The sequence below is a fragment of the Vibrio sp. V39_P1S14PM300 genome (assembly GCF_009904765.1).
Classification (GTDB): domain Bacteria; phylum Pseudomonadota; class Gammaproteobacteria; order Enterobacterales; family Vibrionaceae; genus Vibrio; species Vibrio proteolyticus.
Genome location: NZ_WXWP01000182.1, coordinates 1 through 23,596, shown reverse-complemented (window position 1 = coordinate 23,596; position 23,596 = coordinate 1). Strand labels below are relative to the sequence as shown.

The window sequence follows — 23,596 nt, the reverse complement described above, 5'->3', positions numbered from 1 at the left end:
GAGGCGGTGTTCACTCTGGTGATGCGCCCGGACGGCACTTACACCTTTACCCTGGAAGGGCCGATTGACCATGCGCCGGGCAGTGACAGCCTGACGCTGGACTTCCCGATCGTCGTGACGGATTTCGATGGCGACAGCGATACCATGACGTTACCTGTGACTATTGCGGACGATAAACCGTCGATTAATGCAATTGAATCGGGATCTGTGGATGAAGACGATTTGGTGGGTGGTTCTGACGGTAGCGATCCGACCAAAATTGGTGGCGCGTTTGATGTGACGGCCGGTGCGGATGGTGTCGACAGCTATCAGGTGGCTGATCTGTCTGAAGCGGTCAAAGATTTGCAATCGAATGGCCAGGACGTTGAGCTGATTGAAGTGAGCAGCAGCAATGGCGTAACGGTCTACCATGCGGTGACAACGGGTAGCAATGAGGTTGTGTTTGAGCTGGTCTTCGATGCCAACACCAATCGTTATGAGTTTGAGTTGTTGCAACCGATTGATCACCCTGATGCCAATGGTGAAAACGAATGGGTACTGACCATTCCGGTTACAGCAACAGATAAAGACGGCGATGTCTCCGATCCGGCAGAGTTGAAGATCACCATTGTGGATGATGTGCCATCGAACATTACGTCGAAGCCACTGGAAGTAGACGAAGACGATTTGCCAGGCGGCTCTGAGCTCAACAAAGACTCATTGGTTGCCAGTGGTGAGTTTACGACCGAAGAAGGTGCCGATACGGTGGTTTCTTACCAGATTGATCTGACTCAGGACGTACTCAATGGCATGACGTCGGGCGGTGAGTTGCTGGAGTTGAAACAAGTCAGCTCGACGGGTAATAACTTTGTTTATGACGCGGTGAAACCCGATGGTACGGTGATCTTTACCCTCAAACTCAATGCGGACGGCAGCTACTCACTCGAACTGAAAGGTCCGGTGGACCACTCAGCACAGGGTGAAGACAAGTTGCTGGTGGAACTGCCGATCATTGCCACTGACCGGGATGGCGACACCACTACAGGTCAGTTGGATATGACCATCGTTGATGATGTACCAACGCTGTACGACAACTCGATTTCCCGAGTGGAAGGCCAGGGTGGGAAAACAGTTCAAATGTTTAAAGATCCGGTTGAAGGGGATCTGGACTACGGCTCAGACGGCAGTGAAATCACCTCCTTCACGGCCGCGGAAGCCGATGTGTACTTTGTTGATGGCAATGGCGTGAAGCACGATGTTGTTGAGCTAAACGGCAGCAACGTTACCGTCGACGTCTACAAAACCGTTAATGGTGTTGAAACACAGGTCGGCACCTTGGTGGTGCGTACGGACGGTCGTATTACCTTCAATCCGGTTGAGAATCTGGATCACTCGCAGACTGACTCGATCGATTTTACGGTACAGGTTACCGCAACTGATGGCGATCAGGACACCACCACCGCAGATCTGGATATCAGTATTAAAGATCAGAATGCGACCATTGAATCGTCTTCGGTGAGCACGTTCGAAGATTCAGGACGTGATGGCACGATTGGGGCTCTTGATTCGGCCAACATTCAGGACAACCTGGATACTCTGGATCAGTCGCCAGCGAAAGTGAACTTGTCTGTTGATTTGCATGACCTCGACCGAGATGAATCCATCGGTCAGATCACCATCAAGAATGCCGATCAGATCCATGGCACGTTCTACTACAAAGACGCCAGCGGCGTGCTGCACGAACTGACCAAAGTGGGCAACACCTATGTGTTCAATGCGGATGATGTTGAGCAGTCAATGAACGGCACGGTAGCCACACTCGATAATCTCTATTTTGTACCGGACCGCAACTACGCCTCGAACGAGGGTGGTTTTGATGTGAACTTGACGGTGCAGATTCTGAATGAAGGTCAGGCGGACCATAATGTCAACGGCAAGCTGCACATCGACGTACAGAGTGTGGCGGACATTGCGACCTGGACCAGCGACAGTGACTTCCACTATGAAGTGGACGAAGACGCAGACAATGTTGCGCTCAACATTCAGGCCGAAACTCAGGACACCAGTAATCCGGAAGCGATTGTCTACGAGCTGAAGTTTGTAGAAGGCGGCGACAACGCTACGCTGGTTTACTCGGATGGTTCACCGATCCCGCAGCAGGCCGACGGCACTTATTTGGTCGACGCCAGCCGTATCGGTCAGGTTCAGGTTGACCCGGCAGACAATTTCTCCGGTCAGATCAAGCTCGATGTTACGGCGATCACCACTGAAAGCGAAAATGCAGTCAGCGGTAAAGAGTCGGCACGGTCGGAGACGGAACAGATTGTGATTGATGTGGCGCCTGTTGCCGATAAAGGCAGCTTCAGTGTCAATCGCATCAGTATCTTTGAGGACAATGCATCGCATCAGGATGCGGTTGATCCAACCACGGAACACGATCCCTTGCTTCTTAGCGAAGTTATTACCATGACCGCGTCGCCGGATGGCGATGGCTCAGAAAGCATGTTTGTACGTATTTCGGATTTTACTCTTGATGGCGTTACCATGATTTGGCTGGGTGATCCGGCAGATAATCCGATTCAGGAAGTCTTTGATGATCAGGGCAACCTGCTGTACTACGAAGTACCGGAAGCGTACCTGGATCAGGTTGAAGTGCTGCCGCCGCTCAATAGTAACGAAGACTTTTCGTTCAAAGTGGAAGGTATTGTCAAAGACACGGCCGACCTCTCGACCGGTACGGTGGTGGATGAAACCTCGTTGGGCTCGAAAACCGTTAATGTTGCAGTCAAAGGTGTGGCGGACATGCCGGACGTCAACGTGTCTGATGACGGCCCGACGCAATGGGAATCCATTGATGTAGGCGGCGTAAAAGGCGTTCAGACCACGATTGAAGAGAACTCCGAAGCGTACATCAATTTCACCTTCGTTTCTGGTGAAGCGGCCGATACACCGCAGGATCACTCCGAAACGCTGTCGGTTGTCCTGTCCAACATCCCGGCGGGGGTGGAGATTTACGACAGCAACGGTCAGAACGTCAACTTGACGTTTGTCGGGTACGATGTGAACGGCGAACCTATGTATGAAGCCAATATCACCGGAGCCAATTTTGATTCCGGCATCGTGGTGCGCCCGACGCATTCATCAACCGAGAACATCAACATCACCGCCACCGTGGTGGTTACCGAAAACGACGGTCACACGCGCGAAGTGGAGACTCAGGTGGTGATCAAAGTCAAGCCTGTGATTGATGCGCAGGACGGCTACGTGGTTGGCTCAGAAGGTGACGAAGACACGCGCATTAATATTGACTGGCAGCCGACGCAGACTCAGAGCCCGGACAGTGATGAGTTCTTCACGCATCTTGAGATCGATGGCTTCCCGGCAGGCAGTACCGTGTTTGTCGATGGGCAGCCAGTGGCACTGACCGCCGACGGAAAATTGATTCTAGAGCCAAATCCAGGGGAAAGTGAGCAGGATTTCTCTGCACGCATTACTCAACATGGCTATATTCAGGTTCAGCTGGAAGAAGACTCCAGTAAGGACTTTACGCTCAACACCTCGGTTAACGTGAAAGAGATTGACCACGAATACGTGGACGCCGGAAATCCGGGTGAAGGTATTGTCGAAAAAACCATTAGTGGCAGCGTCAATGTGACCGTGAACCCGATTGTTGAGCCGGAAAATAACACGGGCAATGATGCGACGGATGAAAAACTGGTGTTGACCCAGCCAGACGGCATGGTGATTCACACTGTGCAATCTGACGACAAAGGCAGCATCAGCTTTACCATCAATGATTCTGATGGCGGTGAGGCCGGAGCCAATATCATCAAGTACCAGGAGTTTGATCTGTCTTCCGATGAAGTGGTCACACAACTGGTGGTGCAATTTGATATTACCGATCCTGATGTGCTCAGCCAGCTATTGATCACTGGTGCGGTAAACGAAGGCAATGGACGCTGGGTCATTACCGATGAAGCGAACTTCTCAATCAAGGCGCCAGCCGGACTGGATTTAACGCCAAATGATTCCAGTGACAATAACCCAACCAGCAAAATTGGTATCACGATCTCTGCCCAGGTAAAAGACTTGGGTGAAGACTCGGTGGAAAAAGATTCCACGGAGGTCCGTGAGATGCATGTTGAACTGGAGTTCCCGACTGAATTGACACCCGTGGACAGCATCGCAGCTGACATTGTCTATGACGGCAACGGCATCGTGTCCGGGAGTGAAGACAACGAAATCGATCTCGGGGATCAGTTAGGGTCGATGATATCTGTCAGCAACCACGATGATGTGGTCGATGAGCTGACCATTGTGATTGATGTCGACGATCTGCCAGCAGGTAGCTACATTAGTTCTACGGATGTCGACTTTATTAACGGTAAGTACGTGTTCAAAGCCGGGGTCGACGCTGATGGTAACATTACCGGCCTGGATGGCTTAGTACTGCATTTACCCGAAGATTACTCTGGTGACTTTAAACTACCGGTTCAGTTTGTTACCACAGATCAAGAGTCAGGTGATGAGAAATACGTCGTCGAAGAGATTCCGGTGCAGGTTTATCCGCTGGCGGATGTACCGGATGCTGGCGATCAGCCGCTGGATACTAGCCTGGTGCCTGATTTCAGCGTCAACATCAAAGGTACCCTGGGCCTGGATGGAAACAAACAACCGACAGACTTGGACAACGACACTCCGACCAATGATGGTGTGGGGTACGAAGATGGCATTATCCAACTGGACTTCTCGGCTGATTTTGCCGATCAATCGACCAGTCTGACGGATGGCGGTGTCGAGAAACTGACCGAGATCACGCTGACCATTCCAGACAGTGCCATGGGTGAATTCGTTGATGCAGATGGTAATAGTCTGGGCACGACGTTGACCTTCAGCGAAGCCGAGATCGACGCTGGCGCTCTGGACAATGTATTGTTTAAACCCGGTCCGAACTATCCGACGGGCAATGGCCAGAATACCGTGACGATCGAGATCAGCGGTAAGATCACAGACAGTGTCACGTTCGACGACACCACAGGTGAGACGCACAGCGATACCAAAGAGTTTGACAGCAGTGTTTCATTTGAAGTCACGCCAGTGGTGGATGACATCATCATTTCTGGTATGGATCCTGATCAACCGTTCGAAGTAGTAGGCGACGAAGACAGCTGGATTTCGCTTAACGATGGGGCTTCTGGTCTGACGGTGACACTGACCGATACCGATGGTTCGGAAGAATTTGTGTCGATGAAGCTGACCGGTGTACCGACCGATTTTGTCATCCAGTCAAATTCTCCCGATTTTGTGGTGAAGAACAATGGCAATGGTGAGTGGAGCATCCAGCTTAAGAATCCGGATCAAAACTCGATTAACCTGAGTGCGATTGAGATCAAACCGCCGAAAAACTTCAGTGGTGAGGTTGAACTTGGCCTAACGGTGTTTACTCAGGAAGAGTTATTGGGTGTTCCGACTGAACATACGGGCAGCTTCAAAGTTACGGTGAATCCGATCGGTGACATTGTGGATGTGGAACCGGATACCAATGTGTCAGGCCGTGAAGGTGAGAATATCGAAATCGATATCAAAGCGTCGGTAACGGACAATCAGGACTCGATTGGCGACAGTGGTAATGTCACCGAAAACAATCCGGAAACGCTGCGTCTGGAGATTTCCGGAGTGCCGGATGGCGCCTCTATTTCGCTGCCGGATGGCACATTGGGTGTCAATATGGGCGGTGGCGTTTGGGTACTGGAAGTCGATGCGCAGAGCCTGGATAGCATTATTTTCAATTCCGGTGATGCGAACAGCAACAACTGGGCCGAGTCGCTGCATATTAAAGTGCAGTCGGTTGATACCGGCCTGGATGGGTCACAGAACCTGGGGCCTGCACAGGAGTTCGATGTCAACGTGAAAGTCGATGCGGTCAACGATCAGCCAGTGTTTAACGACATTACGGATGTTGAGATGACGGAAGACTCGACCATCCTTCTCAAGGACTTCACGATTGCTGACGTGGATGCCGAGCTGGATGATCCGAATGCGGAGTACGTCTTAACCCTGAGTGTTGACAGCGGCATTCTCAATCTGGATCCGGCGTTCCTTGGAAATCTGACCGTTAACGGTGACGGCACAGCATCAATTGAAATTCGTGGTACGGTCGATGAGATCAACAGCGCGCTGACTGGCGGACTGGTGATCTTCCAGCCGGAGCCGGACTTCAATGGTGAAGTGAATGTATCGATGACAGTGGATGACCAGGGCAATGAAGGTGTGGTTATTCCCGGTGATGATTCAACCTCAAGCACCAACAGCGGCGGTTTTGTGATTACGGTGACGGAAGTGAACGATGCGCCAGAAACGTCATTGGTGTCGTTACCGGATGTGCTGGAAGATGGTGGCCCGGTGGTGATTACTTCCGACCAGTTGCTGGCCAATGCTACGGATGTAGAGAATGACAACCTGACGGTCAGTAATGTTCAGGTGAGCGATCCGGCGATGGGCACCGTTGTGTTTGACGCGGCGAGCGGTCACTGGGTATTCACTCCAGCTCAGGACTTCTATGGGACGGTGAGCTTCACGTACGACATTACCGATGACGGCACCACCAACGGTGTTGCAGATCCGCAAACGGTAGCTGGCAGCGCACAGATTGACGTCCTGGCAACCAATGATGCGCCGGTGATCGATGGCAGCGCGGTAACCAGCTCGATCATGGAAGACAGCGCGCAGAAAATCAGCGGGATCAGTGTTAGCGATGTGGACTACGATGCGGCTCATGTCAACGACGTGATTACCGTGACGCTGAGTATCTCGGACGGCGATCTGGACGTGGTGTTGCCGGCCGGCAGTGGTGTGACTCAGGGCTCTGGTTTGCCTGGTCAGGTGATCCTGATGGGAACGCTGGATGACATCAATGCAGTGCTGTCTTCGAATGACCCGGCCAGTGGTGTGTTTGTCGATGCCAGCGAAGTTGCTTCGGATCAGATTGCACTGACAGTCAGAGCGGACGACAACGGTGTTTATTCACAAGTCGGCGAAGGTGCGCTGAGCGATGAGCAGACCTTTGATATTGATGTGCAGCGCGTGGCCGATACGCCAATCCTGAACATTGATCCGAATTTCAACTACGTCAAGCAGATCACCGCCAGCCAGAGCGTTAGTGCTCAGGGACTGGCATTGGTCGGCATTATGGCGGCATTGACCGATTTGGATGAAGTGCTGACGTTACAACTGAGCAATGTCCCGGCAGATGCCACGATCTCGAGCGCGGCGATCAGTTCCGGTATCAGTTTCGACGGAACGCATTGGATCGTACCAGCTGACGAAATTGATTCGCTGACCATTACTGGTGCGGGTCAAGGGATACACGATATCAGCGTGACGGCAATTTCGACCGAGAGCAACAATGATACGGCGGAGTCGGCACCTATCCATATCCAGTTAGAGGTGACCGGGGATGGCACAGATATCGATAAATCCGCAGCAACCGAAGACAGTTGGTTGGCGGGGGATGACTCCGGTATTCATCTGACGGCGGGCGACGGCAACGACCTGATTGAAGGCGGAGCCGGTAACGATACTCTGGTGGGGGGGGACGGCGATGACGTTTTGATCGGTGGTTTGGGATCGGACATTCTGACTGGCGGTGCCGGCAGCGATATTTTCCGCTGGACCGAAGACAGTGTGGATGGCGGTGTGACCGATACCATCACGGATTTCAGCATTGCTGAAGGAGACAGTATCGACCTGCGCGATGTGATTTCCGATCTCAAGACGGTGCCGATGGATCAACTGTTGTCTGCGCTGTCGGATCAGATCGATGCGAGCTGGGATCAGTCGACCAACAATGTGTCACTGGAGATCACAACGGATAATGACGTGACGCAGACGATTGTGGTGGAAGATCTGGGTTCTCAGCTGGACTTCTCCAACATGAGCTCGACACAGATAGTGGATACCTTGTTGCAGAACAACATCATCCAACACGATATGTAACCCCGCTAAACGCCGCTCTTCAGAGCGGCGTTTTTCTTTGTCTGGCATGAGACTGCCGGCGGGCTGCTATAGTGTTAAGCAGCAGCTCAAGTACATTTCAGGTGAGGACTCAACATGAACCCCAGGCTTGGTGCGTTATTGGTATTGGTTCTGCTGGCCGGATGCGGAACGCAATTTGTGTACAACAACATGGATTGGTTTGTTATCGATTACGTGGAAGATTACGTTGACCTGACCGATGAGCAGGAGACAGTGATCATACAGCGCGTTGATTTGTGGAAGGACTGGCTCAAACAAGAAGAGCTGCCTACGTACAAGGTGCATTTGCAACGGCTGGAGACGATGGAGCCTAGTCAGTTCACTCTCGCACAGCTTGAACGAGAAGAGCAGAGCTTTCAGCAGCATACTCAACGTTTGATCTCCCGCGCAGCGCCGGATGTGTACGCGCTGACTCGTCAGCTCAGTGATGAACAAGTGAATGAATTTATAGACAATCTGACTGACAAACAGGAAGCCTTTCGTCGCAAGCGCGAATCGCGCAGCGACAAGCAGCACCGAGAGCACTATCAAGAGCGGATCACTGAGCGTCTAGAGCAGTGGCTGGGCAGATTGAATGCTCAACAACATCAGTTGGTCCGCCAGTGGGCAAATGAGGTGGAAATTACCAGCCCAGCGTGGATAGAGCATCAGCGTCAAATGCGCAGTGAACTGCACACTCTGCTTATCCGGCGTGATGATCTCACCTATTTTCAACCCAGATTTAATCGGCTGATGTTCAATTACGACAGCTATTATTCAGATGAGCTGACTCAGAAGATGGCGTTTAATCGCAATGTGGCGCGGAAAAAACTGGTAGCCATAGTGCGTTCGATGAACTCACGTCAGACTCGGTATTTTCGCGATGAACTGAGCGAGTGGCGAGCGGTGTTTGATAAACTGGATAAATGAGGCCGATAAAGACACCGACCTCGACCAAGACTAGCGTTTGGCCAGCCCTTTGCGATTAAGGTAAGGCAGAATGTGTGGCCGCGACTCTCCGGCCAGTTTACTGGTGACCTGTTCGGACCAGGTTTCTGATTTCTGATTGCTGGACCGTTTGCCGTAGTAGTCCAGCATGGTTTGGTCATACGCCTCAATATCGGCGTGATCAAGCGTCTGATACTGATTTTCATGCATGATGACTTTGGCTGGCAGGCGTGGTTTCAGTTCCGGGTTTTGATCCGGATGCCCAAGACACATACCAAACAGCACCGCGGTATGCGCTGGCATACCCAGCAGCTCGTCGACTTCGTTCACACAGTTTCTCAGACCACCGATGTAAACACCGCCAAGCCCCAGAGATTCGGCGGCCAGCAGGCAGTTTTGCGCCATAATCCCCGCATCAATCGCTCCGATCAGCATCAGCTCGGTAAAGTCCGGTTTGACGTCATTGTTCAGTTCAAAATGACGTTGGTAGTCGATACAGAACACCAAAAATTCGGCCGCATTCTCTACGTAGGCCTGATCGCCGGCGAGATGGGCTAATGCTTTACGCTTTTCACTGTCCGTTACCCGAATGACAGAAACGACCTGCAGCATACTCGAAGATGATGCCGCCAGTCCCGACTGAATAATGGTATCCAGATCTGCTTTGCTGATAGGCTCGCCTGTGTACTTGCGAATGGAACGGTGAGAAAGAATGGTATCGATTACAGAATTCATGAACTTGGTTCCGGCATGTGATTGAGTTGTTAGATGACTTTATCCGGAAAAAACCGTGCTGTCGAGATATGTGCTTGTTTTCATTTGCTTAGCGGATTGAGTTACACTATGTGTTCCAGCACAAGGAGGCGGGCATGACCACATTTTATCTGACAGGCGTTTATCGCGGACAAGTGAAACAGAGCTATGGGATGACAACGGCGATGGATAAACAGCCGGTGTCCGAAGAGGTATTTCTGACCACCACGGGAATTGAAGGGGATGAATGTGCCGAAACCCGTTTCCACGGCGGCAGTGAACGTGCACTGCATCAGTATCCTTCCGAGCATTATGCGTACTGGCAAAGCAAGTATAAGACAGACGACCAGTGGCGAGCACCAGGCATGGGTGAGAACCTCAGCTCTGAGGGAATGACGGAAAAAACGGTCTACATCGGTGATCGCTATCGTTGGGGAGGCGCCATTATTGAAGTCAGCCAGCCACGCTCGCCTTGCTACAAACTGAGTAAACGTTGGGGTGTGGAGCAGTTTTCTGTGGATATGCAGGCCGTCAGTCGGTGTGGCTGGCTGTATCGCGTTATTCAGCCTGGCCGGGTGAGTGTCAACGCACCACTTGAGCTGATCGAACGCCCGGAGAACGCGATGTCTATTCGGCAGGTGTGCGAACTCTACTTTGGTGATCCGCTCAATCCTCAGGGGCTCGAAAAGCTGCTGGCTCAGAGTGCGCTCTCTCACAGCTGGAAAGAGAAAATTCTCAGCCGGATAGAGACAGGTGAGGTTGAAAACTGGAACTTTCGTTTATTAGGACACGCCGGATAAACGGATTTGAACAGGCAGGGGAAACCCTGCTTTTTTATGCGGGTTGCCCAATGTGAGGCGTGCCCTTGTGTCGGTCATGACACTACGTGTATCTTGATGATTCACATCTATTTAACAAGGACGACAGTGAGCATGGAGTGGCTTTTACTGTTTGTGGCCGGTGTGATCGGCGGCATTCTGAATTCAGTCGCAGGAGGGGGCAGTTTCATTACCTTTCCGGCGTTGATGTTTGTTGGAGTACCGCCCATTGCGGCTAACGCAACCAATACTTTTGCTGCATGTGCGGGTTATTTGAGCGGGGCATACGGTTTTCGTCGTGATATCCGCGAAGATCCGCGCGGTTTGCGCCGCACCGTGGTCTTCAGCACGTTCGGGGGCGCGTTAGGGGCATATTTACTGCTTAATACCCCGGAGCAACTGTTTCTGGAAGCGATTCCGTGGTTACTGCTTTTTGCAACGATATTGTTTGTGTGTGGCCGTCAGATCCATCAGTGGGTGACATCGTTGGCGGTTGAGCACAAACACGCGGGCCGCCTGGGAGCGGTGCTGTTGGCATTGTTGTTGGTCGCCGTGTCAGCGTATGGCGGTTTCTTTAATGCTGGTCTCGGTATTATTGTACTGAGTTACTTGTCGCTGGCGGGTTACCAGAACATCAATGTGATGAATGGGCTCAAGTTGCTGGTCTCGTCTTGCGTTGCCCTGATCGCCATCGTGATCTTTGTGTTGGATGGTTCGATTGACTGGCCAAGAGGTATCGTGGTGATGGTCGGTACACTGGTTGGCGGTTACCTGGCTGCCAGAGTTTCACGCAAGATTCCTCAACAGTATGTCCGTGGGTTTGTGACGTTATCGAGTATTGTCATTACCGTGTATTTCTTTTGGGATATTTATTTCCGCTAGCGCCTGTTTCATTGTTGAAACAATTGATTGTCAACATACTCATCACAGGATAGGATTTGCCGTTAAAGAATTTTTAACAATTGCCGATTGTTAGTTAAGTTGCCGGAGTGCAACGATTTTTAGTCACTTTTAAGGATGTAAAGTGTGATGGCCAATCTCTCTTTCAAAAATAAGATTATTGCGCTGATTGTCGCAATAATCACAACCACAATTCTTATTTCTTATCTCAGCGTTAACCATTTTATCAGCGCGTATATTCACCAGTCTGACACCAAAAATATCACGCACAATGTGAATTTGATTGGAGAAAAGCTCAATGATGAACTGGCATCGCGTTTGTCGCTGGCAACCAGCCTTAACTTTAGCATGATGGATATTGCCGATACGGCGGCCAACTCTGGCTTTGCCAAAATTGTTAAGGTGTTCAATGGTTACGCATTTGATGAAACCGGTAATATGGATGAGGCGCAGGGGCAAAAATACGTCGATTTAGCCCAGGCTCAAACCGCTGAACAAGCGATCAGCCCGGTCACAATCGACAATGGGGTGCCCACATTAACTTTCTCGATCAAACGTCCGGATGATTCGGTGGATTTTTTCGTCATGAATCTGGCTGAGCTGGGAGCGATGATCACCACTTTTTCGACTCAGGGCAGTTATGTTGAGCTCACCGCCGGGGAGACAGTGATCTTTTCCAACAAACAAAATGGCCACCTGATCCCAGTGGAACGCACAGTTGAAGTTGGCGGACAGCAGTGGAATCTGACGGGGTACATCGATACCGACAGCATTCAGGCCAACACGGATCAACTGAACTGGAAAATCACGCTGGCTTTAATGCTCAGTGCATTGGTGATCATCGTGTTGAGTGTGGTTTTGCTGCATGTTTCCTTTAAGCCGTTGCTACGTTTGCAAAGTGTGGTGGGGGAACTGTCTCAGGGCCACGGCGATCTCACTCAGCGCTTAACCGTTGAGTCTAAAGACGAAATTGGTCAGATTTCGGATGCCATCAACCGCTTTATCGCAAAGCTGCAAAGCATGTTTGAAGATGTGTCGGCATCGGCTCAGCGTATTGACGTCGCGGTGCAGGATCTCACCTTGCAGTCATCGTCCAATCTGACGACGTTGAACCAACACAACATCGAAACCGAGCAAGCGATCACCGCGATTGAAGAGCTGAGTGCGTCGGCCGGTTCGGTCGAGCAGAGCGCTGATCACGCCGCTCGCCTGACCGATACAACCTCTCAGTATGCGGAGGAGTCTAAACAGACCGTGGGCAGTGCGGTAGACAGTGTCAACCTGTTGGTCAGTCAGGTCAGTTCGATGTCGCAAACCATAGGGACCATGAGTCAGGATACTCAGCAGATCAGCTCGGTGCTTCAGGTTATTGGTGACATCGCAGAACAGACCAATTTGCTGGCGCTCAATGCAGCGATTGAAGCGGCGCGCGCTGGTGAGCAGGGGCGTGGCTTTGCGGTAGTGGCGGATGAAGTTCGTGCGCTCGCGGCACGAACTCAGGACAGTACGTCGCAGATCAACGATATGTTGGCCAAACTGAGATCAACCACCGATACGGTCGTCAACGAGATGGAAACCACACGCAATCGCTGTGAAGAAACCGCGTCACGTACCAATCAGGTGATGGACTCACTCAATACGGTCACCGATTCAGTAACGGACATCAACCAATTGAACGCGCAGATGGCGACTTCAGCACTGGAACAGAAACAGGTGACGGACGAAGTGAGCCGCAACATGGCAGCGATTCAAGAGATCATCCGTCAGCTCAATCAGAATGCATCGGACAGCCGCCTGGTTGGCGAAGAGCTTAGCACTACTTCGGAGTCACTCAGCCGTATCGTCGGGCGTTTTAAAATCCGTTAAATAGAAAAACAGCGCCATCCCAGAGGATGGCGCTGTAGCATTCGTCGGGAGTGCTATTTCATCAACCCGGCTTCTTTGTAATATTTGATCGCACCTGGATGCAGAGGGGCAGACAAACCGTCTTTGATCATCTCTTCTTTTTTCAGATTGGCAAACGCCGGATGCAGTTTTTTGAAATCTTCAAAGTTATCAAACACCGCTTTGACAATCTGATACACCACAGCTTCAGGGACTTTACTTGAGGTGACAAAGGTCGCACCGACACCGAAGGTCATCACGTCATCTGGATTACCGTTATACATACCGCCTGGGACGGACGCAACACGATAGAAGCTGTTGTCTGCCACCAACTTGTCGACATTCGGTCCGGAAACTTCGACAATTTTGCTGTCACAAGAAGTGGTGGCTTCTTTAATCGCGCCACTCGGATGGCCGACGGTGTAAACCATCGCATCAATTTTGTTGTCACACAGCGCTTTAGACTGCTCTGCGGCTTTCAGCTCGGAGACCAGTTTAAAGTCATCGTTGGTCCAGCCATACTGCTTCATCAGGACTTCCATGGTGCCTCGCTGACCAGAACCTGGGTTACCGATGTTCACCCGCTTACCTTTGAGGTCATTAAACGTTTTGATACCGGCATCACTGCGCGCGACGACGGTAAAGGGTTCCGGGTGAATCGAGAAAACCGCGCGCAGATCTTTGAACGGACCCGCATCAGCAAATTCACTGGAGCCGTTGTAGGCATGATATTGCCAGTCAGACTGAACAATCCCCAGATCCAGCTCACCAGAGCGTATGGTATTCAGGTTGTAAATCGAGCCGCCGGTGCTCTCCACTGAACATCGTACCCCGTGCTCGTCGCGGGATTTATTCACCAGGCGACAAATGGCGCCACCGGTCGGGTAATACACCCCCGTCACCCCACCCGTCCCTATGGTGACAAATGTTTCTTCGGCCGAGGCACTGAAAGCGGTACTGACCATCAACGCTGTGGCAGCGGCCGTGATCACTGATTTGATTGATTTCATGATCCTTCCTTATTCCAATGTTCATCCATAATGATGCCAATTCAGCTTACCAACTGCTGGCGCAAACCTTCGGCATCCAGTGTTTGTATGTTAAGTGAGTGCAATATTTGCCGCATCGACGCTACCTGCTCCGCGTTACTGATGGCTGGCTGACCAGACAACGTCAGGTGATTGTTCTCGAACCCCACCCGAACATCGCCCCCCAAAAGGGCACCCGCGGTAAGGCACTGCGCTTCCTGACTGCCAAACGCACATACAGCCCAGCGGCACTTCAATTGTGAGAAGTAGGGGCTGAAAAATGGCAGCAGATCCTGCGGCTCGGATTGCTGATTTTGGTGATACCTACCTAAGACTAGCAAAAGGTGATGTTTTTGCTCAGGAAGTAACCCATTCTGAACCAAGCGCACATACTCGGCGAGCTCTGGCGGGGAGTAGAGGATGTATTGGGAGAGGATATTCTGGCTGGCGACCCAGTGAAAGAAGTCACTGGCTTGAGGAATGTGTTCCTGCGTGGGGATCAGCTCTTTGAGCGCAAATGAGGCGGCTTCTGGCCGTACGGCCCGGATCAGAGCCATTTGTTGCTCGGGCGTGTACTGACCGACCGCTTCCGTGGTGAGCTGGACGATCATGCTGTCACCCACCGCCTGTTTGACCTGCTGATAGACGGCCTGGTTGTCGTTGATGGTCAGCGAATGTGCACCTTGTGGATCGCGAGCGTGTAAGTGGATCATGGCGGCGCCGGCATCGCGGCAGGCGACAGCTTCTGCACGAATTTCACTGACCGAAACGGGGAGCGCTGCATGGTGCTGCTTGGTCTTACGTGCTCCGTTTGGCGCGACAATCATCGCGATGCTATGAGTCATTGCTGGCCCTCCAGCTCATGAAACACCTGACGCAAGGTTAGATAGAGTTTGTCGATCAGTTCATCGATTTCGCTGTCTTCGATGATGAAGGGGGGGGCGAGTAGAATATGGTCGCCACGTCGTCCGTCGATGGTCCCGCCCATCGGATAGATCATCAGGCCGTTGGCCATTGCTTGAGCTTTGATGCGTTTGTGTACCGCCAGCGGTGGAGGAAAAGGCGCTTTGCTGGCTTGATCTGACACCAGTTCAATGCCGATAAACAGCCCTCGACCACGAATATCCCCCACATTGGGCAATTTGCCTACCGTCCAGCGTAGCTTTTCTTTGAGCTGGTACCCTTTTGCCCGGACGTGCTGCAACAGATCATTATCGACAATGCATTTCACAGTAGCCAACGCCGCGGCGCAAGCCATGGGGTGACACATAAAGGTATGCCCGTGCTGGAAAAAACCGCTCCCTTCAGCAATTGCCTGATAAATCGGTTCGGCAACCAGCACGGCACCGATGGGCTGATACCCTGCGCCCAGTCCTTTTGCGATAGTCACCATATCCGGGATGACGTCATCTTGCTCGAAGGCATAGAAAGTCCCGGTTCTTCCCACCCCGCACATTACTTCGTCCAGGATCAGCAACACGTCGTATTGGTCGCAGATTTCGCGGATACGTTGAAAGTAGCCTTTGATCGCCGGCAGAGCGCCTGCCGTCGCACCAACAACCGGCTCAGCGACAAACGCCATGACTTTTTCAGCCCCGACCTCAAGAATGCGTGCTTCCAGCTCATTGGCGACCCGCAGCGCGTACGCCTGTTCGCTTTCATCTTCACGTTGATCCCGGTAGCTGTAACAAGGAGCAATGTGGTGAGCGGGTGTTAACAGCGGGCGAAACTGCTCGCGCCGCCATTCATTGCCTCCGACAGCCAGAGCTCCGAGTGTGTTGCCGTGGTAACTTTGCCGGCGCGCAATAAATTCGCATTTCTCCGGCTGACCTTTTTCCAGAAAATATTGCCGGGCCAGTTTCAATGCGCTTTCCACCGCTTCAGAGCCGCCGCTGACGAAGTAGACACGATTGAGCGGTTCAGGTGCCAGTTGACACAGGAGGGTCGCCAGCTCTTCGGCAGGCTGATTGGTGAAAAAGCCGGTATGGGCAAACGGAATGTGCTCCATTTGTTGGGCGATAGCGCGTTTGACGCTGTGATTGTCATGGCCGAGATTGGAAACCGCCGCGCCGCCACAGGCATCCAGATAGCGCTTGCCTTCAGTATCGAACAGATAGACGCCCCGACCTGAAGCGATCATGGGCAGTGTGGAATGACAGTGACGATGGAATACGTGCGACATGGAAACTTCTCCTGCAAATCCCGCGGTGTTATTAGCAGAATAGTCGATAGTTTCACCTGCGTAGCCGCAGAACGTAAAAAGCGGCAGCAAATCACTGTGCGGCCGCATTGAGTACCTTAACCCGCTTAGCGTTGTGGGCAGGCCTGTGGAAGGCTCCGTTTGTCCAGAGCACCGCTCAGACGGGTCATCAGCAGGGCGATAAGTACGATCAGCGCACCAATCCAGGGAGTATCCATCAAGTCGGCGTGTTCTACGATCAGGCCACCTCCCCAGGCGCCCAGCGCGATACCGACATTGAAGGCCGCGATATTCAGGCCAGACGCCACATCCACGGCATCCGGGGTATAACGCTCTGCCAGTTTGACCACGTAGACCTGCAAGCCTGGTACGTTACCAAAGGCGAATGCCCCCCAGATTAAGATGGTGATGATCGCACCAAATGGTGAGTGCGCGCTGAATGTCAGTGCCAGCAGTACCGCAGCCAGACCAGTAAAGATCACGGTCAGGGCTTTAATTGGCCCGTGCTGGTCGGCCAGACGGCCTCCCCAGATATTCCCGATGGCGACGGAAACCCCGTAAACCAACATAATCAGGCCGACGGATCCCGCACTGAAACCGGCCACTTCTTGCAGAATCGGCGCCAAAAACGTAAACGCGGTAAAGGTACCCCCGTAGCCCAGTGCAGTGATGGCATAAATCAACAGCAGCCTTGGGTGAGTCAGGACTTTCATTTGGGCAGAGAGTTTGGTGACTGGCGGTTGTTTCAGATTCGCAGGTACCAGAAGCGCACTGCCGGCCAATGCGATGATGCCGAGAATGGCTACAGTGAGAAAGGTGGCTTGCCAGCCCAGCGTTTGACCAATATAGGTGCCAAGCGGCACACCTGTCACCAGCGCTACGGTGAGCCCGGTGAACATGATCGCGATGGCGCTGGCGGCTTTGTCTTTGGCCACCAGTCCGGTTGCAATGGTTGAGCCGATGGAAAAGAACACCCCGTGCGCCAGACCTGTCAGTATACGCGCCAGAATCAGAGTGTTGTAACCCGGAGCTTGCCAGGCGAGCAGGTTCCCGGCAACAAACAGGCTCATGACACTCAGCAGAACGGCTTTGCGATTCCAGCGACTGCTCAGGGCAGTCAGGACGGGCGCGCCGACCGCAACCCCCAGCGCATAGAGACTGACCAATAAGCCAGCAGAGGGCAGGGAAACGTGCAAATCCGCGGCCATGGTCGGAATCAATCCGACGATGACAAACTCGGTTGTCCCGATGGCAAACGCACTCAGGGTTAAGGCAAAAAGAGCTAAAGGCATAAAAAGTGACCTCATTCAGTGAAACGCGGTGTGAAACACCTGCGGTTAAGTGAGAGGTATTATTGAGAAGTTTTTCTTTGTCAAAAACAGCGTTATTTACAAATAACTTTTGTTATTATTAGAAAAATTCAATATTGATCTGGAGAGAAGCATGCTAACCCGTTCTGACGATCTGGAAATTTTGCTGGCGGTAGTCGACAGCGGTGGATTCTCGGCGGCGGCAGACAACCTGGATGTACAGGTAGCCCGTGTCTCCCGAGCCGTCAGCAAACTGGAAAAGCAGCTTGGTGTGACGTTGCTTAACCGCACCACCAGAAGAGTAGAGCTGACCGATGAAGGGCGTCAGTTCGTCGATACCGTCCGGCGTGGTTTGCTTCTGATTCAGCAAGCGGAAGAAGAGGTCATTGCCCGGGGTGAACGGCCGAAAGGACGTTTGCGGGTGGACGCGGCGAGCCCGTTTGTGTTTCATCAGCTGATTCCTTTGATCAAACCTTTTAAACAGGCGTACCCGGACATTGAGCTGGAGCTGTCGTCAAATGAAGGCTTTGTCGACTTGCTGGAAAAGCGTACCGACATTGCCATTCGTATCGGCGACTTGAGTGACTCGACCTTGCATGCCCGTCCTCTGGGCACCAGCCAACTGTTTATCGTGGCATCGCCAGCGTATCTACGCCAACGTGGTGTACCAGCCACAGCGACAGATCTTTCGCATCATGAACGCATCGGTTTTGTCGGGGCGCGTAATCTGAATCGCTGGCCACTGCAAGGCGCCGGTTACATTGAACCGACCATCAGTTCGAGTAATGGTGAAACCGTACGTTTGCTGGCTCTGGAGGGCAATGGGATTGCTTGTTTGTCCGGGTTTATGGTTCGGGAAGATATTGCCGCGGGCCGTTTGATTGCGCTGCTGGAGCATGAATATCAGCCGATATACGGCCGCGAACAGGTCAACGCGGTATATTACAAATCTTCGTCGGTGGCGCGGCGAATATCGGCGTTCATTGATTTTATTCAACCGGCGCTGAAGCTGTAGCTTCGGTGGCTGGTTCAATCACAACACACGCGGTGTGTTTCTGCTTTCCAAACCCCAGGATCTGTGTCAGCAGGCGCTTGCCCACGGGCACGTACGCAGAGGCAACGGTGTCTTTTTCTGACGGTGCATGGGGATCATGGATGAAGAAAAACTGCTCGTTCATCCCGCTCAGTATCACCCAATGCGGCTCTTTTTTACCATCGAAACGGTAAGTGCTGATGAGCAGGAGCACGCAGGCACCCTGGCTTACCCAATGCTCCAGAATGGCTTGATTGGGTGGGGATGCAATCGTGGCCACGTCCTGAGAGAGCAACTGATGGCAAAAATCCTGATGAACGATCTCTATCACGTCTTTCTTGTTGGGATCGCGCACACTGTCAATAAACGGAGTGCTCTGAGACTGGCTCCACAGTTCGACATGGTAGCCGCGTTTTGCGGCCGCCAGTGCCAGGCCTTGCCCACTGCACCCGCCGTGCCCCGCCGCCATAAAAATGGTAGTGGCTTCACGCCACAGTTGCAGCTCGTGTGAACGACTCGGTTGATAGTGAGGATCCAGGCAGGCAAAGCTCATCAGCAGACAGGCTGCGCCACAGGTAAATGGTGTGGTTTGGATGTAGAGTGGCATTGGCAGCGTCACGCTCGGGCCTTGTGGCGACAGGCGTTTTTGCATTCGGCGACCATCACACAGATCATCGTAATAATGCACCAGCAAACGCAACGTTTTAAAGCCTAATTTTTCATACAATTTTATCGCTGACGTATTGTCTTCGCGCACTTCTAGTCGTAATGTAATGCAACCTTGATCAAGAGCAGCACGCTCGCATTGTTCAATCAAAGATTGCGCAATTCCCCTGCCTCTGAAATCAGGTTTAACGGCAATCGAATACAATCTTGACAGCTGTGTACCTTGATGAAATAGCAACAAAGCGTAACCCGCCAGAGTGCCCCTATCTTCAGCAACGAAAATCATGGCTTGACCTGACTGTAGGAAACGCTTCATTTGACGTGGAGAAATTTTATCTCCGTCAAACAGGGTGTTTTCCAGTTCGTTAAGAGCGGAGAGGTCTCGAGAGAGAGCTAGGCGGATGTCCATCCGTATTCCTTAAACAAGGCACGCACGATTGCCTCGCGATAATAAACCTATTGCAATAGGAAAAATACACCAATGGCAAATCTTTTAATCGTGACTGACAGCACCAGTGACTGGCAGGATTATTTCCCGTCTGAACAGGTGGTGAGTGTGGATCAGTACCTAGGTGGGCAGTGGCCTGCTGGGCACAAAAATGTGCAGGTAGTGAACTTGTGTCGTGATTATCATTACATGGGTAGCGGTTATTACTGCTCCTTGATGGCGGAGGCCCGGGGCCACCGGGTGATCCCGAGTGTAATGGCGCTAAATGACATCAACCAGCCGTTTCTACTCTCTTCTGGCAATTTCAAAGCCCATAAATTGCCGCAGGAGCTCAGCGAAATACGCTGTAAGATTTATTTCGGTCGCACCGAACAGGTGGGGCTGGAAAAACTGGCGAAGCGCCTGTTTGAACAGTTTATGGTTCCAGTAATAGAACTGGAAATGACCCAACTCAACGGCCAGTGGCAAATTGCCAGAATAGCGCCGTCCGCCTTTCAGGATCTGGCGGGGAATGAACAGGATATGTTCATCGCGGCGCTGGAGCAATTCTCGACCAAAATATGGCGCAAGCCTAAGTTGGAGAAAAAGGCACGTTACGACATTGCCATGCTGGTGGATGCGGACGAAAAAATGCCACCGTCTGATGCCTCGGCACTGAAGCATTTTCGCAAAGCGGCCAGCCGTTTAGGGATGAATCTGGAAACCATCTCTCCGGACGACATCAGCCGGTTGGGGGAGTTTGATGGGTTGTTTATCCGTGCGACCACCAACATCAGCAACTACACTTACCGATTTGCTAAGTCGGCTGAAAAGTTAGGGCTGGTGGTCATGGACGATTCCGAGTCTATCATGAAGTGCACCAACAAAGTCTTTCTGACGGAATTGCTGCACCGACACAAAGTACCAGCGCCTCAAAGTGTCATCATTCAGGGTATGGATCCGGAATGGAAACGGCACCTGCTGGCGCAGCTGGCGCTGCCGATGGTACTGAAGATTCCGGATGGGGCGTTCTCGCGCGGGGTGGTGAAAGTACGCACAGAAGCCGAACTGGAAAAAGAAGCGGCGGCGCTGTTTGAAAAAAGCGCTCTGATTCTGGCTCAGGCCTTTATGCCGACCGATTTCGACTGGCGCATTGGCGTGATGAACCGTCAGCCGATTTATGCCTGTAAGTACATGATGAGCCGTGGACATTGGCAAATATATCAGCATCACAGCAGCGGCCGGGTTTCTTCCGGCGGTTTTGAGACACTTGATTTGAAACAGGTGCCTAAAGCGGTAGTGGATGTGGCGGTAAAAGCGGCCAACCTGATTGGTGGCGGCTTATATGGTGTGGATCTGAAAGAAATTGACGGTCAGGTTTACGTGATAGAAGTGAATGATAACCCGAGCATTGATCGTCATGTTGAGGATGCGTTCCTCGGCGATTTGCTTTACGACCGGATCATGACTGAGTTTTTGCGTCGTATTCAGATGCGGGGTTTCTGATCATTGGTTCTATCTCAAGCCCGGTCTCAGACCGGGTTTTTTATGATTCGAACGTAATGATTTGTCTGGTTTATATATATGGAACGCCATTCTATTTTTTGTGACTCAAGCGGGAAATTAATAGTAAACAGGATGAATACTCGGCAAGGTTGTGCAAAATATCATCAGAACGTTCTTAGCCGAACGAGGTTAGAGTATTCTCAACGTCTGATTGACAGGAGGCACTATGAGCAGAAAACTCGGTCGAGTTATGTCCGGCAGCCGGATGATCACGTTTGTTGCCTTTGTGACGGCCGTATTAGCCTGGGTATTGGAAATGCCTGCGCTGTTTACCGTGTCGGTCGCTGCTTTGGTGGTCGGTGGCATACTTTTTATCAGAGACAAGCGTCGTCAGTCTAACGATGAAAAGAGCGCCTGATGGCGCTCTGTTTTGGCCGCTTCTATTCTTCAGAAGAAACCGAGTGGATTGACATCGTAGCTCACTAGCAAATTTTTAGTGTTCTGATAGTGGTCGAGCATCATCTTGTGGGTTTCCCGGCCAATTCCGGATTTTTTGTAACCGCCGAACGCGGCATGAGCCGGATAGGCGTGGTAACAGTTAACCCAGATTCGGCCCGCTTCAATCTTACGTCCCATGCGGTACGCTTTGTTGGCATCCCGTGTCCATACGCCGGCTCCTAGCCCGTATTCAGTGTCGTTCGCGATCGCCAGCGCTTCGGCTTCGTCTTTAAATGTAGTTATCGCAATCACCGGCCCAAAGATCTCTTCCTGAAAAACACGCATCTGATTATTGCCCTTGAGCATTGTTGGCTGAATGTAGAAGCCATCACTCAGATCGTCTTTCTGCGGCGCAACGTTACCGCCGATCAATACTTCGGCACCTTCCTGGCGGCCAATTTCAAGATAACTGAGGATTTTATCGAATTGTTCCTGAGAGGCTTGCGCGCCGACCTGAGTCTCCGTATCGAGCGGGTTACCCTGTTTGATGGTCTGAGCCCGCTCAATGACTTTGGCGATAAACTGGTCGTAGATGGATTCATGGATCAGCACCCGCGACGGACAGGTACAGACTTCCCCCTGATTGAAAAAGGCCAGCAAGATGCCCTCAATGCATTTGCTGAGGTACTCATCTTCGTGATCAAATATATCTTCAAAGTAAATGTTGGGTGATTTGCCGCCCAGCTCAACGGTGGAAGGAATCAAATTTTCCGCGGCGCATTTGAGGATGTGATGGCCGACGTCGGTCGAGCCTGTAAAGGCCAGCTTCGCGATACGGTTGCTGGTGGCCAGCGCCTGACCCGCTTCCGAACCGAAACCGTTGACCACATTAATGACGCCCGCCGGGATCAGATCGCCGATCTTTTCCATCAGAATCAAGATCGAGGTCGGAGTTTGTTCTGCCGGTTTCAGCACCACGCAGCAACCAGCAGCCAGCGCGGGTGCCAGCTTCCAGGCGGCCATCAACATTGGGAAGTTCCACGGAATGATCTGGCCGACTACGCCGACCGGTTCAGGAAAGTGATAGCTCGCTGTGGTCGCGTCCAGCTCAGCGGCACTGCCTTCCTGAGCCCGAATACACCCAGCGAAGTAACGAAAGTGATCCACCACCAAAGGTAAATCCGCAGCGAGTGTTTCTCGTACTGGCTTGCCGTTTTCCCATGTTTCAGCCACGGCCAGCTCTTCCATGTGTGTCTCAATCCGGTCCGCAATTTTCAGCAAAATATTGGCTCGCTCGGTGACGCTGGTTGCGGCCCATTGCGCCCGGATACCGTGCGCGGCATCCAAGGCCAGATTGATATCGTCTTCCGTAGAGCGGGCGACCTTGCAGTATGGTTTCCCGTTCACCGGTGAACAGTTGTCAAAATACTCACCTGTGACTGGTTGGCGCCACTCACCTCCGATGTAGTTATCGTAATGACTTTTAAATTCAATCACTGAGCCGGCTTGGCCGGGTTGCGTGTAAATCATGGTTCGATCCTTCTCGTTTGTGTTTGCGTTTTTTGTTGTTTAGTGTGCGCATCGCACATGTTCCATCTCTGTTTAAAACGCAAATCACAGGCCAGACTGAGAATATTTGTTGTTAAAAAAATGTAACGCTATGATTAATGGATAATAACAATCCGAATCAGAC

At 52.0% G+C, this 23,596-nt stretch carries 15 protein-coding genes; 8 read left to right on the top strand and 7 right to left on the bottom strand.

Annotated elements, in window-relative coordinates; all coding sequences use genetic code 11:
* Both CAG65_RS09325 and CAG65_RS09320 read left to right on the top strand, forming a co-directional pair.
* A partial coding sequence (locus CAG65_RS09325) for a T1SS-143 repeat domain-containing protein (RefSeq protein WP_237668788.1) occupies positions 1–7,974 on the top strand: 7,974 nt, incomplete at its 5' end.
* Positions 7,975–8,088: 114 nt separating this feature from the next.
* Positions 8,089–8,922 carry a DUF6279 family lipoprotein gene (locus CAG65_RS09320; RefSeq protein WP_161453450.1) on the top strand — a complete coding sequence of 278 codons (834 nt, stop codon included), beginning with the start codon at positions 8,089–8,091 and terminating at the stop codon, positions 8,920–8,922.
* Between the two features lie 30 nt (positions 8,923–8,952).
* On the opposite strand, the gene nfsA is transcribed toward CAG65_RS09320, so the two are convergent.
* Entirely contained in the window at positions 8,953–9,675 is a 723-nt protein-coding gene (nfsA, locus tag CAG65_RS09315; RefSeq protein WP_161453449.1) for an oxygen-insensitive NADPH nitroreductase, read from the bottom strand.
* Between the two features lie 134 nt (positions 9,676–9,809).
* Here nfsA and CAG65_RS09310 point away from each other — a divergent pair, with 134 nt between their 5' ends.
* The 3 genes from CAG65_RS09310 (at position 9,810) to CAG65_RS09300 (ending at position 13,277) form a co-directional block, all read left to right on the top strand.
* Positions 9,810–10,493, top strand: a complete 684-nt coding sequence (locus CAG65_RS09310) for an MOSC domain-containing protein (RefSeq protein ID WP_161453448.1) — start codon at positions 9,810–9,812, stop codon at positions 10,491–10,493.
* A gap of 132 nt (positions 10,494–10,625) precedes the next feature.
* Positions 10,626–11,393: a sulfite exporter TauE/SafE family protein gene (locus CAG65_RS09305; protein WP_021706563.1), complete on the top strand. Its 768-nt coding sequence runs from the start codon at positions 10,626–10,628 to the stop codon at positions 11,391–11,393.
* A gap of 147 nt (positions 11,394–11,540) precedes the next feature.
* Positions 11,541–13,277, top strand: a complete 1,737-nt coding sequence (locus tag CAG65_RS09300; protein ID WP_161453447.1) for a methyl-accepting chemotaxis protein — start codon at positions 11,541–11,543, stop codon at positions 13,275–13,277.
* A 53-nt stretch (positions 13,278–13,330) separates the two neighbouring features.
* Here CAG65_RS09300 and CAG65_RS09295 read toward each other — a convergent pair whose 3' ends face one another.
* The 4 genes from CAG65_RS09295 to CAG65_RS09280 all read right to left on the bottom strand — a co-directional run bounded on the left by CAG65_RS09295 (position 13,331) and on the right by CAG65_RS09280 (position 17,815).
* On the bottom strand, positions 13,331–14,305 hold the full coding sequence (locus CAG65_RS09295) for a TAXI family TRAP transporter solute-binding subunit (RefSeq protein WP_161453446.1): 975 nt from the start codon (positions 14,303–14,305) through the stop codon (positions 13,331–13,333).
* Between the two features lie 41 nt (positions 14,306–14,346).
* On the bottom strand, positions 14,347–15,168 hold the full coding sequence (locus tag CAG65_RS09290) for a 3-keto-5-aminohexanoate cleavage protein (RefSeq protein WP_161453445.1): 822 nt from the start codon (positions 15,166–15,168) through the stop codon (positions 14,347–14,349).
* Positions 15,165–16,505, bottom strand: a complete 1,341-nt coding sequence (locus CAG65_RS09285; RefSeq protein WP_161453444.1) for an aspartate aminotransferase family protein — start codon at positions 16,503–16,505, stop codon at positions 15,165–15,167. Before CAG65_RS09285 ends, CAG65_RS09290 begins: the two co-directional genes overlap by 4 nt.
* Before the next feature lie 125 nt (positions 16,506–16,630).
* Complete coding sequence (locus tag CAG65_RS09280; RefSeq protein WP_161453443.1) at positions 16,631–17,815, bottom strand: MFS transporter; 1,185 nt, start codon at positions 17,813–17,815, stop codon at positions 16,631–16,633.
* Positions 17,816–17,966: 151 nt separating this feature from the next.
* Here CAG65_RS09280 and CAG65_RS09275 point away from each other — a divergent pair, with 151 nt between their 5' ends.
* A complete protein-coding gene (locus CAG65_RS09275; RefSeq protein ID WP_161453442.1) occupies positions 17,967–18,848 on the top strand; it encodes a LysR family transcriptional regulator in 882 nt (293 codons plus the stop codon).
* Here the strand turns inward: CAG65_RS09275 and CAG65_RS09270 are convergent.
* Positions 18,823–19,941, bottom strand: coding sequence for a GNAT family N-acetyltransferase/peptidase C39 family protein (locus CAG65_RS09270; RefSeq protein WP_161453441.1), 1,119 nt, complete (start codon positions 19,939–19,941; stop codon positions 18,823–18,825). The genes CAG65_RS09275 and CAG65_RS09270 overlap by 26 nt on opposite strands.
* Before the next feature lie 72 nt (positions 19,942–20,013).
* Between CAG65_RS09270 and CAG65_RS09265 the strand changes: the two genes are divergently transcribed.
* Together CAG65_RS09265 and CAG65_RS09260 are read left to right on the top strand one after the other, a co-directional pair.
* Entirely contained in the window at positions 20,014–21,465 is a 1,452-nt protein-coding gene (locus CAG65_RS09265; RefSeq protein ID WP_161453440.1) for a RimK family protein, read from the top strand.
* Positions 21,466–21,691: 226 nt separating this feature from the next.
* Entirely contained in the window at positions 21,692–21,883 is a 192-nt protein-coding gene (locus CAG65_RS09260) for a hypothetical protein (protein ID WP_021706554.1), read from the top strand.
* 29 nt (positions 21,884–21,912) lie between these two features.
* Here CAG65_RS09260 and exaC read toward each other — a convergent pair whose 3' ends face one another.
* Positions 21,913–23,433, bottom strand: coding sequence for an acetaldehyde dehydrogenase ExaC (gene exaC, locus CAG65_RS09255; RefSeq protein WP_021706553.1), 1,521 nt, complete (start codon positions 23,431–23,433; stop codon positions 21,913–21,915).
* Positions 23,434–23,596: the final 163 nt, after the last annotated feature.

Bases quoted from the DNA above. Each gene is read 5' to 3' on its own strand.
- CAG65_RS09295 (WP_161453446.1), bottom strand. From the start codon at position 14,305: ATGAAATCAATCAAATCAGTGATCACGGCCGCTGCCACAGCGTTGATG.
- CAG65_RS09270 (WP_161453441.1), bottom strand. From the start codon at position 19,941: ATGGACATCCGCCTAGCTCTCTCTCGAGACCTCTCCGCTCTTAACGAA.
- CAG65_RS09265 (WP_161453440.1), top strand. From the start codon at position 20,014: ATGGCAAATCTTTTAATCGTGACTGACAGCACCAGTGACTGGCAGGAT.
- exaC (WP_021706553.1), bottom strand. From the start codon at position 23,433: ATGATTTACACGCAACCCGGCCAAGCCGGCTCAGTGATTGAATTTAAA.
- nfsA (WP_161453449.1), bottom strand. From the start codon at position 9,675: ATGAATTCTGTAATCGATACCATTCTTTCTCACCGTTCCATTCGCAAG.
- CAG65_RS09305 (WP_021706563.1), top strand. From the start codon at position 10,626: ATGGAGTGGCTTTTACTGTTTGTGGCCGGTGTGATCGGCGGCATTCTG.
- CAG65_RS09300 (WP_161453447.1), top strand. From the start codon at position 11,541: ATGGCCAATCTCTCTTTCAAAAATAAGATTATTGCGCTGATTGTCGCA.
- CAG65_RS09275 (WP_161453442.1), top strand. From the start codon at position 17,967: ATGCTAACCCGTTCTGACGATCTGGAAATTTTGCTGGCGGTAGTCGAC.
- CAG65_RS09320 (WP_161453450.1), top strand. From the start codon at position 8,089: ATGAACCCCAGGCTTGGTGCGTTATTGGTATTGGTTCTGCTGGCCGGA.
- CAG65_RS09280 (WP_161453443.1), bottom strand. From the start codon at position 17,815: ATGCCTTTAGCTCTTTTTGCCTTAACCCTGAGTGCGTTTGCCATCGGG.
- CAG65_RS09310 (WP_161453448.1), top strand. From the start codon at position 9,810: ATGACCACATTTTATCTGACAGGCGTTTATCGCGGACAAGTGAAACAG.
- CAG65_RS09285 (WP_161453444.1), bottom strand. From the start codon at position 16,505: ATGTCGCACGTATTCCATCGTCACTGTCATTCCACACTGCCCATGATC.
- CAG65_RS09290 (WP_161453445.1), bottom strand. From the start codon at position 15,168: ATGACTCATAGCATCGCGATGATTGTCGCGCCAAACGGAGCACGTAAG.
- CAG65_RS09260 (WP_021706554.1), top strand. From the start codon at position 21,692: ATGAGCAGAAAACTCGGTCGAGTTATGTCCGGCAGCCGGATGATCACG.